The 13,435-nt window shown below is 45.4% G+C and carries 12 protein-coding genes; all 12 read right to left on the bottom strand.

The genetic code is table 11. The features are described 5' to 3' along the window. Positions 1-230 precede the first annotated feature (230 nt). Positions 231-875, bottom strand: coding sequence for a hypothetical protein (locus WMO75_RS06670; RefSeq protein ID WP_118699147.1), 645 nt, complete (start codon positions 873-875; stop codon positions 231-233). Positions 876-939: 64 nt separating this feature from the next. Beyond that, entirely contained in the window at positions 940-1,923 is a 984-nt protein-coding gene (holA, locus tag WMO75_RS06665; RefSeq protein WP_118699146.1) for a DNA polymerase III subunit delta, read from the bottom strand. Beyond that, a complete protein-coding gene (locus WMO75_RS06660) occupies positions 1,920-3,983 on the bottom strand; it encodes a glycosyltransferase family protein (protein ID WP_349077803.1) in 2,064 nt (687 codons plus the stop codon). The genes holA and WMO75_RS06660 overlap by 4 nt, the downstream gene beginning before the upstream one ends. A gap of 60 nt (positions 3,984-4,043) precedes the next feature. Beyond that, the gene (locus WMO75_RS06655; protein WP_303223834.1) at positions 4,044-6,236 is read right to left on the bottom strand and encodes a DNA internalization-related competence protein ComEC/Rec2; all 2,193 of its coding nucleotides are present in this window, start codon (positions 6,234-6,236) and stop codon (positions 4,044-4,046) included. Positions 6,237-6,302: 66 nt separating this feature from the next. Further along, positions 6,303-7,247: a GerMN domain-containing protein gene (locus WMO75_RS06650; protein ID WP_118699143.1), complete on the bottom strand. Its 945-nt coding sequence runs from the start codon at positions 7,245-7,247 to the stop codon at positions 6,303-6,305. Positions 7,248-7,257: 10 nt separating this feature from the next. Next, positions 7,258-8,685: a sensor histidine kinase gene (locus WMO75_RS06645; protein WP_022213617.1), complete on the bottom strand. Its 1,428-nt coding sequence runs from the start codon at positions 8,683-8,685 to the stop codon at positions 7,258-7,260. 3 nt (positions 8,686-8,688) lie between these two features. Then, positions 8,689-9,378 carry a response regulator transcription factor gene (locus WMO75_RS06640; RefSeq protein WP_022213616.1) on the bottom strand — a complete coding sequence of 230 codons (690 nt, stop codon included), beginning with the start codon at positions 9,376-9,378 and terminating at the stop codon, positions 8,689-8,691. Positions 9,379-9,388: 10 nt separating this feature from the next. After that, on the bottom strand, positions 9,389-10,012 hold the full coding sequence (locus WMO75_RS06635; RefSeq protein ID WP_227222800.1) for a helix-hairpin-helix domain-containing protein: 624 nt from the start codon (positions 10,010-10,012) through the stop codon (positions 9,389-9,391). Positions 10,013-10,165: 153 nt separating this feature from the next. Further along, a complete protein-coding gene (locus WMO75_RS06630) occupies positions 10,166-10,600 on the bottom strand; it encodes a DMT family transporter (protein WP_022213614.1) in 435 nt (144 codons plus the stop codon). A 125-nt stretch (positions 10,601-10,725) separates the two neighbouring features. Next, a complete protein-coding gene (locus tag WMO75_RS06625) occupies positions 10,726-10,875 on the bottom strand; it encodes a hypothetical protein (RefSeq protein WP_022213613.1) in 150 nt (49 codons plus the stop codon). A 10-nt stretch (positions 10,876-10,885) separates the two neighbouring features. Continuing rightward, positions 10,886-11,083: a FeoB-associated Cys-rich membrane protein gene (locus tag WMO75_RS06620; RefSeq protein ID WP_022213612.1), complete on the bottom strand. Its 198-nt coding sequence runs from the start codon at positions 11,081-11,083 to the stop codon at positions 10,886-10,888. A 98-nt stretch (positions 11,084-11,181) separates the two neighbouring features. Beyond that, entirely contained in the window at positions 11,182-13,362 is a 2,181-nt protein-coding gene (gene feoB / locus WMO75_RS06615) for a ferrous iron transport protein B (RefSeq protein ID WP_022213611.1), read from the bottom strand. Positions 13,363-13,435 lie beyond the last annotated feature (73 nt).

The raw sequence follows: 13,435 nt of genomic DNA, 5'->3' as shown, positions 1-13,435 counted from the left end.
TGTTTTCGTAATTCCACACCATAGCTGGATGTAATCTTCATATCTGCTTCTTAACCTTTCTATCTTGTACTGATACAAATAAGTCCTATTTGTTCTTGTGTTTTCTATTATACTCCTTATTAAGTCCAATAAAACTCCCTATTTCTATTTTTTTATAAAAAATTTGCGTGTCTAACTCATCACTGAAAGTAACGAGAATGCGACACGCAGTTATTCAAGGCATTTTCCTTCTATTTCAAGAAATTACTTATTACGTTTCTTTTCTTTTTTCCCATGTCAGTCTTTTTGAGGATAAAAAACTGTAGCAGACAACCTGCTGCTGTCAGTATAATTCCGAGGCCCAGAGTCACCGGTAAACTTGTCAGCCCCAGGGAACTGTATATCTCTTCATAATCTAAGGCGAATACACCCAGCATGAATCTGCCCCATGTTACTGCAAGCAGTGAACTCGGCAGCACTGAAGAATACTCTTTTGCACGGAATGTGGCAACTGCTGCGATTATCGAAACCAGAAGTGTTATCACAAACACTATCCGACACACTATCATGTTCCATCCGCTAAAGCCAGAATCTGACAATAAAATCATCAACAAAATATTAACATTCATCAGCAGAAATGTATTAATTACATCTCCCAGATTTCTTGCCTTTACATATATTATTACCAGTATAATCAAGATTATTACCGTAAGTACCGCTTCTATCCCGCCAGAACTCCCGCCATCGCCATCTTCATCCATCGAAAAGCTATACAAAAACCAAAAAATCGGCATCGGCAAAGATAAAAACCATATTAAATAGTAAACCTTCTTCCAGTAAGAGCCTGCAGCCCAGCACAATATCATGGCTGCCAGCCCCAGAATCCCTAATACCATTTTTCCGCCTCCATTCTTTTTGATGCCTCAGTATAGCATTTTCTTTTTACATATTTGTTCTTTTTTATCTTCCGGTGCTGTACTTCACGATCAGCAGCTCCACACTCAGCACATCCTGCAGTCTGCCCGTCTTCACTGCTTCCTCCGAATCCACAAAATCCACTTCCGCCTGTTCAAGCTCCTCCGTACTGTACGCCCGTGCACAGGTCAGCAGATTCCGTGCCGCAAACGACGGCACACCAAGTCTTGATGCGATCTCACTCTGCGCCGCACCCTCTCCTGACATCTTCTTTGCCAGCGTCATCTGTCGGAACTGCTTTGACAGAAGGAACAGAATCCTCATCGGCGGCTCCCTGAGGGTCAGGAGGTCATTGTAGAGATCCAGTGCTTTCCTCTGGTTCTTCTCCGTAACTGCACGGACCATCTCAAAAATCTTATTCTCCGTCCGTGTCGTACAGATCTCCTCAATATCCTCTGCCGTAACCACATCACGTCCCATCGTAAACGTGATCAGCTTCTCCAGCTCATTCCGGATATTTCCCATGTCCGTCCCTGTCTTCGTCAGAAGAAACTCCATATCACGTGTCGTGATCTTTCGTCCCTCACGTCCGAGGATTCCTGCTGCCCATCTCATCAGAGTTTTTTCATCCTGTTTTGCGAACTCCACGATTCGCCCTTCAGCCTTGACTGCCTTGTACATACGGCTTCGTTTATCCACTTCTTCTTCCACAAAAACCATCCGCACATAATCCGGCAATGTCTTTATATAATCAGCAAGTTCATCACACTTGTTCTTAAAAAAACCAGAGTTTTCCACAAGAATCACCCTGTAATCCGCAAAAAAAGGCATCGTTTCACAGAGATCGATCATCTCCCTCACTTCGATTCCCTTTCCCTCATATTTGCTGAAATTCATTGTATCGTCATCCGGGTTCAGAGCTTTTATCAGTTTATCCTTGTACTGGATCTTCAGATAGGCTTCATCCCCGCACAAAAGATACACTCGCCTGAAATTCCCTGTCTTGATATCTTCCTGTAAATTTTTCACAAAAAAATCCTCCTGAAAATTGTCCCTGTTCTTTCCTCATAAACAGAAAAAATAAGATTCCCGTTCTCTTCTCTGCCATTACAACTCAGTTTTCCAGCCGGATACAGATCCATAGAACTGTTGAAACGATACAGCTGCAGCGCATGATTTTCTCTGATTCCTTTCGGCTCAATAACAATCGTATAAACAGTTTCCCCATCCGGCACAATTGAGTCAAATGTAAAATCAAGCTGAGTTTCTGCAATCTGCTGTGCACTCAGAAATGCTTCTGCCAGTTTCTTCCCTTCTTCATCCTGAATCAGCATCTGACACCCACCGTCCGGTACTGCACCATTTTTGAGATAGCCCTGTACCAGAATGTGATCAAACGCCGATGAAGCCACAAATGTCTGCGTAACCCTGTCACCAGAAACAATATCCTGAAGATTCTGTCCCACCCGGTAAATATTCCGGACAGAAAACTCTCTCCACTCCGTTTCTTCCACAAACAACGGTCTGTACAGCAAAATCGCCAGCATCACAGCCAGGATTGCAGTTACTGCTCCCCAGCCTCTTTTTCGGATCAAAACCGGCACAATATGTTCTGTTTCCAGTTCCCCATTCTGCAGCAAACGGCATCCATCTGCGGCAAGAAAAAGCAATATTCCCACCATTCCAATACTGTAACGGTTCTGTGCCTCCCACATCAGATAGAAAAGAATATTTCCAAGCAGCACAAGCCTCAATAGCATTCCTGTGCCCATCCTTCCACTTATCATAGATGCAGCCGTTCCTGCCAGCGTCAGAAACAGAAGCATCACATAAAAAATCTGCGCCCAGTATAGAAACAGATCATTTTTTTCTCCACAAATATATTGAAAAGCTCTGGAATCTTTCAATGGATAAAGCCATTCCGACTGAAACCCGCAGGAACCATCCTGCCAGACAGTCAGCATTTTTTCTCCCGCAAGAGAAATTGTACCTTTTACACCCAGATTTCTGATTCTTTTCCCTGCTTCCTGCAGATCTGCTTTTGTCTTTGCTTCTTCTCCGGGGATCCGGGCTGTAAATTCTACATCTTTCTTTTTGTAAGTTCCATCTCCTCCAACTCCCATCATTACAAAATGAGCCGGTGGAAATGCTTTATCGGAACTGTCAAAATCTGCATAATGATTTCGAAGCATGCCTGTCCCGGCCCAAGTCAGACCACATATCACCAGAAAAGGAATCAGACATGCAGCCAGTTTGCACCGATTCCAGCCTTTCACACAGACTGCCATGATCAGAAACGCAATCAGAAGGATTCCCTCTGTTATCCGGATTCTCATTCCGACCGCAGTAAAAATCCCCGTACATGCCGCATAGATTATCTGACTTCGTAAATTCACCGCTTTCCACGTCTTCCATCCGAAATAAATTCCCGCACTCAGAAACGGAAGCAGGCATACAGTTGTATAATGCCACGGAATCCATATATAAATAATCGGATCAAAAAGACTCAGAACCGCCACAAGAAATCCCCGATGGATATCCTCAGTTTCACATGCCAGTTTCCACATGAACAGCAGCGCAAGATCAATGCTTACTAGTCCCAGAAGATGAGAAGGCCAGTATAAACCGGATACTCCCAGTTTTCCCGCAGCTTTGAGAACCCAGTACAGCAAAATCGTAACCGGATGATTATGTGGATAACGCTGAAAATACGAATCATAAAAATCCGGTGAAATATGTCCATCCGTCTGCATATACCAGGCTTCATCCAGAACCAGAAGGTTATCATACCCTACCCAGTAACGCACATAATACAGATACAGGAACTGTAATACCAGAATCAGGAGGAAAACAATGGCAGTTGCCTTCATAAGTGTATGTTTTTTCCATGAGCGGCACCAGTCTGCCAATTTCACAAACAACAGCAGCAGAAATATACTTCCTGCCAGGATCAGTGGAAACACCGTTCTGTTTTTCAGTATGTTTTTTGCCTGGGGAATGGTACACAATGCATGAAAAAACACCCACCCAAGACACCCCAAAAGCAGGAATGATGTCAGATACAAAACCGTCTTTCGCATACGCTCCATGTCTTCCACCTCCTTCTGATTTATTTTCCTGTTTATCATACTACAAAACAGCTGTAGATTCTACGCTGTTTTTTCGTTACAAAAAGTTTTCATACGTATAGAATGCCCATCTGTATAAACCGTGATCGCCCCGTTTTTCATCGTATATTCCGTCCGGATCCCGTTCTCTTCAAGACGTGCCGTCGTTTCCGGTGACGGATGCCCATACGTATTGGATTCCGAGCAGGAGATCACCGCAAGTTCCGGCTTTATCTTATCCAGAAATTCCTGGCAGGTAGAATACCGTGACCCATGATGCCCTACTTTAAGAAAATTCACATCATCAAGTTTCGGAAGCAGCTTTTTCTCCGTCTCCGCTCCGATATCACCAGTAAAAAGCCCCCGGAATTTCCCGTACCGTAGTTCCATCACAATCCCTTCTTCATTTACATCCGTCCCCTTCGCACTTGTCTCTGGCGACAGGATTTCCAGAGAGCCATCCCCAAACCGCAGTTTCTGCCCCTGATGAAGCCTCAGCACAGAAATCCCGCACCTCTTCGCCTGCTCCTCCAGTTCATAATAGACCTCCTCCGGTGCCTTCCAGTCCGGGAGGAGCAGATTTTTTATACGCAGTGTTGTGAGATGTTTTTCCTTCAACGTCAGCAGTTCCTGTACGCCACTGATATGATCAAGGTCTGTATGTGAGATCAGCATGGCATCCACCACCGAAATCCCCTGATTTTTCAGATATGGAAGGATCTGATACGACGCAACCTTTTTCTTACTGCTGCTTCCACCATCCACCATGACCGTTTTGCCGCCCGGAAGCTGTATCACGATCCCGTCCCCCTGTCCGATATCCAGACAGGTGATCGAAATCAGATTTTTCTGTCGGAATCCCAGAATAAAAATGCTCACACAGACAACAGCAACACAAATTCCTCTCGACAGGACTCTCCACACACGGTACGCTCCTTTTTCCTTCAGGAACAAAGCGATCTGTATCCCGCCAAACAGAAGGACATAATACACCACGCACTGCCATATCTCCGGCGCGCCGCCGATCCATGTACAAAACGGAACGGCCCCTGCCAGCACGCAAAGTTTCTCGTAAAGCATCAGCAGGATTTTTCCCGGAATCAGACAGATCCCGGCAGCGGAAATACTCATAAATCCAACAGCCACACAACACAACCCGCAGATCAGCACCACACTTACCGTAGGAAGCACGGCCAGATTCAAAACGATTCCCAGAACTGATACCTCACCATACATCCGAAGAAGCACCGGCAGCGTTGTAAGCTGCACGGCAAAGGATGACAGAAGTGTTTTGACCCACGCACGCTCACTGCCCACCAGACGGTTCAGGGCAGGTGCCACGATCCCCAGACCTGTCACTGCCCCGAATGAAAGCAGGAAGCTGCTGCTGTACAGGTACGCCGGTGTATCGAGCAGCAAAAGTATCGCAGACACAGCCAGTGCAGTCAGAAAATCATAGCTTCTCCCCAGAATCCGCGCTCCGACTGCCAGCACAAACATGCAGACAGCGCGCATTGCGGACACACTGCTTCCTGTCAGCATCCCATACTGAAGGATCACACTCAGTGAAAGAAATCCTGCCCATCCATTGCCAAATGAAAGCTTCTTGAGTAACGAAAACAGTCCCATTCCGAGTACGCTGATGTGTAGTCCGGAAATAGCCAGGATATGCACCATCCCCGCCATCTGATACCGCAGCCTCACCTCCTCATCCAGACCGCTTTTTTCTCCCAGCAGCATCGCCTGGTAGATTCCCGCATCCTCTCCCGCTGTTTCCAGCAGGATTTCGCCGATTCGCCCCCGAAGTTCTGTCAGGAACTGTCCATACTTTGAATAATTCCTGCCTTTTTTCTGTATAATTCCATTTTTCAGGAAATAATAAATTCCCTGGCAGGCATAGTACTGCTGCGAATCAAATTCGCCTGGATTTCTGGGTGCAGAAACCCGCTCCAGCTCACCACCGACCTGGATAACCATACCTGTTTTCAAATTTTCTTTTGCATTTTTCTCCAAAAACACTCTTATATTTCTGATGGGAATTCGCTCTGACTGACAGAGCAGAAAGACTTGTTTAAGATAGACAGAAAGAGAATATTCCGTGTCCTGGCACCGCTGTACTTCCCCGCAGATCACAGCCGATGGATGTGACTCTATATATTCCCGGACCTCACGCGGCAGCGGATTCCCTCTTATAACAGGAATCCCTGCCAGGTCCAGAATACACAGACACAACATCAGGAACACGCACGCACAACACACTGGTCTTTTACGCATTCCCTGTCCTTTCTGTATAGAAATGCCTTATGATTCCTCGTCCTCATCCGGAATTACAAGGTCTTTGTTTTTTTCATAAAATTTGTAGAGCGGCAGATTCTTCTGGAAGTTTCCTCCACTGTTTCCTTCAATGGAAATCTGTACCTTATCCGCCTCACAGGAATCCACAATGGAATTCACCACCGAATAAACAGAAATATTTTCTGCCACATCCAATGCTGCATCCTGGAACTCACTGTTCAGGTCAAGATAACAGATTCTGTCTGCCGTAATCACATTGATCGCCATAGTATTCTCTGGAATCGTTGCATAATGTCCGTCCTCCAGAGGTCCCTTGGCAAGCTGTTCCAGAACAACACGCTCTTTTGGGAGCGTCCTTCTGTAATAAACATTTCTTGTTTCTTTCAGAAGTCTCTTACCGCTCTTGTCTGCAAAATACAAGGTAAACGTATCGTATCGATAGTTGTCCTCATTTTTCTTTGATACTTCCACAAATGTACTGTCCGTCATATCCCCGATCTCCTGGTTTCTGGAGTCTTTAAGCGGCTGACCTGCCACTGTAAAACGGATCTTCGCAATATCCGGTATCTGCAGAAATGTCTGGACAATTCCATCTCTGGTAAGAACTTCCCTTACTTTGCTCATTTCTGAATATTCTTTGCTGAAATCTATGATCAGCAGATTATCCTGCAGATCATAAGAACTTACAGAAACATTTTCCGGAAGAAGACTGATTCCGTCTTCCGGTACTTCTCCGTTCCCTAATTTCTGTAACAGAGCTTTTACCATGTATTCTTTTGTTTCTTCTTTTGGCTCATAGGGTTCACTCTTAAGCGCAGTCTCATTTGTATTGAGATAATAAAAATTATATTTACTGTCTTCTTTCTTTGACTGTATGGTTTCTATGCTGCATCCTGCAAACAAGGTACAGACCATCAGCGCCAGAAGAAGCACTTTTGATATTCTCTTCATCCGGCACCTCCTACGGAATATATGACAGTGGGACACGAACGGAAAAAGTAGTTCCTTCCCCTTCTTTGCTGAATACCTTGATCACTCCATGATGCATGCCGATCGTACTTCTCGTGATCGCAAGGCCAAGTCCTGTTCCTCCGATCTCTCTGGAATGAGACTTATCCACCCTGTAAAATCTCTCAAAGATACGGCTCAGAGAATCCTCCGGAATACCCATTCCGGAATCGGCAACTGTCACATAGAAGAACTTGTGATCCGCATCCAGCGACACTCTTACCCATCCGTCGTCTACATTGTACTTGATCGCATTTTCTACCAGGTTACTGATCGCAGATGTAAATTTCAGCTCGTCCACATCTGCCTCCACCGGGCGGAAACTGTCAAGAATCAGATCGATGTTTCTCTTGTCCGCGATCGGACGCAGGCGCTTCAGGATATCCTCCAGCAGCTGGTTGATCGACATATGCTGGATCTGAAGATCTGCGTTTTTCTTATCCATCTTGACCAGCGTCAGAAGGTCAGTGATGATCCTGTTCTCACGGTCGATCTCCGCTGTGATGTCACGCATAAACTCCTGATACAGATCCTCCGGGACACCCTGCTGTCCTACCAGAGAATCTGCGAGGACTTTCATGGAAGTCATCGGAGTCTTGAGTTCATGAGAGACATTTGATACAAACTCCGATCGTGACTCATCCAGAACTTTCATTCTGGCAAGCATCTTGTTAAAGGCATCTGTGATAAGTTCTGTCTCTGTATAGTCCGGCACACTGATCTCGTCCTGCTGATAGCCATCTGTCAGGTCTTCAATTGCCTTGGTAACTCTCGCAAGCGGTTTTACCAGGACAGTCGACAGGATATACGCCAGAAACAGCGATAATACAATAATAATACAGATGATCAGGATTCCTTTCTGCTCCAGATCTCCTGCTATGGCAGCGATCTCACTTCCGGAAATATTCACCAGCATGGCTCCCTGAACCTGAGACACATCTGCACTTTTGACCGGAACTACCAGTTCGATCATCTGTCCGATCTTTTTAAACTCGTCAGAATCACCATTCTTAAAACAGCGTATCACCTTGGACGAAACAAGAGTTCTACCCTCTTCCACATGATAGGTATCTCTGACTATCTTGAAATCTCTGTCAACCACAAGGATTCTGCCGCCATAGACATTAGACAATAACTCCAGCTTGCTGTTGACAGCCTCGGAGCTGGAGTCATTGAGATAATTTTCCTTGATGATCTGGTCGCAGAGAATCGCGCATTCTGTGCGTACTGCACTCACACTTACTTCCACTGCCTGATTTTCGTAATAGTGTATCATCAGTTGTGTCACGATAATTCCCGGCACGATTCCCAGAATAATAAGGATAATAAAGATACGAAAACGCAGACTTTTAAAAAATTTTGTCTTTTTTTTCGTTACCATGGGTTATGCCTGGAAATAGTATCCTACGCCCCATTTGGTGTGTACATACTTCGGCTCACTGGGATTCGCCTCAATTTTTTCACGAAGACGGCGGATATGTACATCGACAGTACGGACATCACCCGGATATTCATATCCCCATACGATATTCAGAAGATTCTCACGGCTGTAAACCTTGTTCGGGTTGAATACCAGAAGTTCCAGCACATCAAATTCCTTCGCTGTCAGATTGATCTCTCTGTCTGCAATAAATACACGACGGCTCTCGCAGTCCAGCTTAAGGTCACCTGCCTGGATTGTCTTTGCTTTTTCTTTCTCTTCATGTTCAGAACGGGCACGACGCATAATGGCTTTGATACGTGCCTTGACCTCAAGGATGTTGAACGGTTTGGTGATATAATCATCTGCACCGTAGTCCAGTCCCAGGATCTTGTCCATGTCTTCGCCTTTGGCAGTAAGCATAACGATCGGCACATTGGAAAATTCCCGGATCTGCTGGCATACTTCCAGCCCGTCCATCTTCGGCAGCATCAGGTCCAGAAGGATAATGTCGTATTTATTCTCCTTCGCCTTCTCCACCGCTTCTTCTCCATCGTAAGCACAGTCCACTTCCATTCCGTCCTGTTCCAGATTAAAGCGGATTCCTTTTACGATCAGTTTTTCGTCATCTACTACTAAAACTTTTCTGCTCATTCCATTCTCCTTATTTTACTGCAATCTTATCCTTTATCATTGAAAAGGTACTTTCTTTGATTCCGGGGACCTGCATGATCTCCTCGATGCTGGAAAAACCTCCGTGTTCCTCCCTGTATGCAAGGATCGCCTGTGCCTTGGAATCTCCAATGCCTGACAGTGTCTTGAGCGTCTCGGCATCTGCTGTATTCAGATTGACAATTCCATCTTCTGTACCCATGCTTTCTCCCGTTCCTGTAGTCTCAGGTACCGCCGGAACAAAACTGCCCTCCTCTGCTTCCTGAACAGTCGGTACATAAACCTGCTGTCCGTCACTGAGTGGCTGTGCCTGATTGACAGAAATTCCGGAAGCCTCTTCCGTCATTCCTCCCGCTGCCTCGATCGCCTGAAAAACACGGCTGTCCGGATCCATCTCATAGACTCCCGGCTGATTCACAGCGCCACAGACATCCACAAAAATTTCCTGCGGTTCAGGTGTCACTGACGGAATTTCGTCAGTCATCTCTCTTTCCTCCTGCTCTGTTTCTTCTACAGTATCAGAAGTATCTTCCTGGCTTTCAAGCAATATCTCATCACTTCTCGCGCCACATCCCGCACAGAAAATCCCTGTAAAAAGCGCGATCGACAAAAGCACTGTACAGTATTTTCTTATTGATTTTGTGATAATACCGGTTCACTCCCTTCTATATTAAGGCAGTCTCCCCCCGGTATATACTTGACCATGTCTTATTTTACCCAATTCCCCTGTGTTTTACAATAGGAAACTTCTATTCTTCCAGGATTACCCTTATTTCTGCCATTTAAAGATCACGATCCCGGCGATCGCGATCAGCATTCCCAGGACTTTTCTCCACTCAAAAGGCTCTTTATCCACGCCAAAAAGCCCCATCAGTTCGATCAGATATGCAACGATCAGCTGCGAGATCACGATCAGCATGGCTGCTTTTGCAGGACCGAGTGCGCCCATGCTCTGGATCACGGTGATCGTGATAAATGCTCCGATCACGCCTCCAAGAAGTGTGTATTTATTCTCCACCTGCCATAACGCAGAAACGCTCTGCCGCCCTGTAAAAAGCCACGCGGCAACGCAGACTGCAAAAGCCGAGAGCTGCACCCAGCCCGTCGATACCCACAGGCTGCTCTGTTTCGTCACTTCCGTATTAAAAACTCCCTGAATACTCATCAATGCACCTGAGATCAGTGCTGCAAGAAATCCCCACATAGTAATATCCCTCCGCAATATGCAATGCAATAAAAAGAGACTGGTTTATCAATTCCAGTCTCTTTATCCTGTTTAATATCAGCATATACGGATCTCGGTATTTTTATACACTTTAATATCTGCTGTTATTTTTCACTGTTTCTGAACTCTTCGTCCTTTTTCTGTGCTCTTTTTTTCTTGATCCACTGAAATCCCTGATAGAGCAGCATTCCTACAATGTAGATAACAATGACTGCACCGAACATATACATCGTGGATCCTGTTGAATTTCCCATACAGCACCTCCTATTTCAGACGTTTTTTAGAAGACTGCGCAGTACTTTTGTTGAAAGCAGCCCCGCTGCATCCGCCGCAGCTTCCACAGTTGCCGCTGCATCCACTGCAGCCCATGTGTTTACCTTCTTTAGCATTTTTTACATTTTTGTAGATTATGTATGCACAATATCCAAGGATCAAAGCCATGATAATAATATTTGCCAGCATTTCACTCATCCTCTCTTTAAATACTGCCAGTCATATAAAGTGAAAACAGAGGCCGGACACATCAACTGCATCCAGCCCCTTTATTATTTCATAATTTCTTATGCCTGTACAGAACGTTTGGAATAAACTTTCTGATCTTTGTATGGATCTGGTCTGAACAGCAGGAACAGCATTGCGATAAGTACTACGAATCCTACTACAGTACCGATACCAAATGCTCCACCAGTTACGAAAGAACCGATCTGATAGAAGCAGAGGCAAACGATGTAAGCGAATACGTTCTGGAAGAGAATTGCGAACCAGAACCATTTCTTGTCGTTCATTTCTTTTGCCATTGTTGCGATAGCTGCAAGGCAAGGAGAATCAAGAAGGTTGAACATCAGGAAGGAGAAAGCTGCGATTCCTGTCGGGAACCAGCTTGCAACACCTGCTGCAACGTTTACTGCATCTTCTGTATCACCAGCTACGTTAGCCAGGACACCCATTGTAGATACGATAGCTTCTTTTGCTGTGAAACCGGAGATAGAAGCTGCTACCGGCTGCCACTCGCCAAATCCAAGTGGTGCGAAGATCGGAGCGATCACACCGCCGATTGCTGCCATAAGGCTGTCTGCGCTGTCTTCTACCATACCGAATCCACCATCTGTGAATCCAAATCCACCAAGGAACCACATTACTACACAAGCAAGGAACAGGATTGTACCAGCTTTGATGATGAAGCCTTTCAGTCTTTCCCATACGTGAAGGAGAACTGTCTTAGCCTGCGGAATATGATACTGCGGAAGCTCCATTACGAACGGAGCCGGTTTACCGGAGAACGGTTTTGTTTTCTTAAGAATGATCGCTGCTACAAGTACAGCTACGATTCCGATAAAGTACATCAGAGGAGCGATAAAGGAGCTCTCTGCATATCCTGCGGTCTCACCAGCAATTACACCACCCATAAGAGCGATAACCGGAAGTTTTGCACCACAAGGAATAAATGTTGCTGTCATGATAGTAAGACGTCTGTCATTATCCTGCTCGATGGTCTTGGAAGCCATGATTCCAGGGATACCGCATCCAGAAGAAATAAGGAGCGGAATGAAGCTCTTACCGGAAAGTCCGAAGTGACGGAATACACGGTCCATAACAAATGCGATACGTACCATGTAACCACAGTCTTCAAGGATGGACAGGAACAGGAACAGGATTGCCATCTGAGGAACGAATCCAAGTACTGCACCAAGACCACCGATGATACCGTCAACTACAAGTCCCATTACCATATCGCCAGCGCCGATGCTGCCGAGGATATTGCTTGCGAAGTCCTGAATAGCTACTACGAATACATCATTTGTCCAGTCTGTTACGAATGTACCAACTGTTGTTACAGATACATAATATACTAACCACATGATCGCGATGAAGATCGGGATACCAAGGATACGGTTGGTAACGATACGGTCGATCTTATCGGATACGGTAAGTTTGTCTTTACCTTTCTTAACAGTTGTGTTTACGATCTTCTGGATGAAAGTATATCTCTCATCTGTTACGATACTTTCCATATCATCGTCATGTTTCTTTTCGATCGCCTGACGTTTGCTGTCTACAGTAGACTGTGCAGAAGCGGAAAGTTTGATGGATTCCTTTACTTTCTCATCGTTTTCAAGGAATTTGATCGCATACCATCTCTTCTTGTCTTCTGTGATAGATTCCGGAAGGACATCCTTCACATCAGCGATAGCTGCTTCCATTTCTTTGGAGAAGACTTCTTTTGGAAGATCAGCGCTGCTCTTCTTTGCTGTTTTGATTGCTTCGTCGATCAGTTTGTCAAGACCTTCGCCCTTCAGTGCGGATGTCTCAACGATCGGGCAGTCAAGCAGCATGGAAAGACGCTTAACATCGATCTTGATTCCTCTTTTTTCAAGAAGGTCTGCCATGTTCAGCGCGATGACAACCGGAACACCGGTCTCAACAAGCTGAGTGGTCAGATACAGGTTACGCTCGATGTTTGTTGCATCGACAAGATCGATGATAACATCTGGGTTCTCTTTCAGGACATAGTCACGGCTGACTACTTCTTCCAGAGTGTATGGTGACATGGAATAGATACCAGGAAGGTCAGTTACGATAACATCCTCGCCTTTTCCTCTTTTGCCTTTTAATTTACCTTCTTTTTTCTCTACAGTAACTCCCGGCCAGTTTCCTACATACTGGTTAGCGCCCGTTAATGCGTTGAACATTGTTGTTTTACCACAGTTCGGGTTGCCGGCAAGTGCAATCTTAATTGCCATTTTTTCTTACCTCCTTAATCCCTCTTTGTTGCAGCCATAAGGCCGCTCAACAAAACTTTAATTCTTATGTACA

Origin of the sequence: Blautia intestinihominis (assembly GCF_040096655.1) — a bacterium.
GTDB classification, from domain to species: Bacteria; Bacillota; Clostridia; order Lachnospirales; family Lachnospiraceae; genus Blautia_A; species Blautia_A intestinihominis.
The sequence above is the reverse complement of the archived record's forward strand: the minus strand, read 5'-3'. Positions and strand labels throughout refer to the sequence as shown.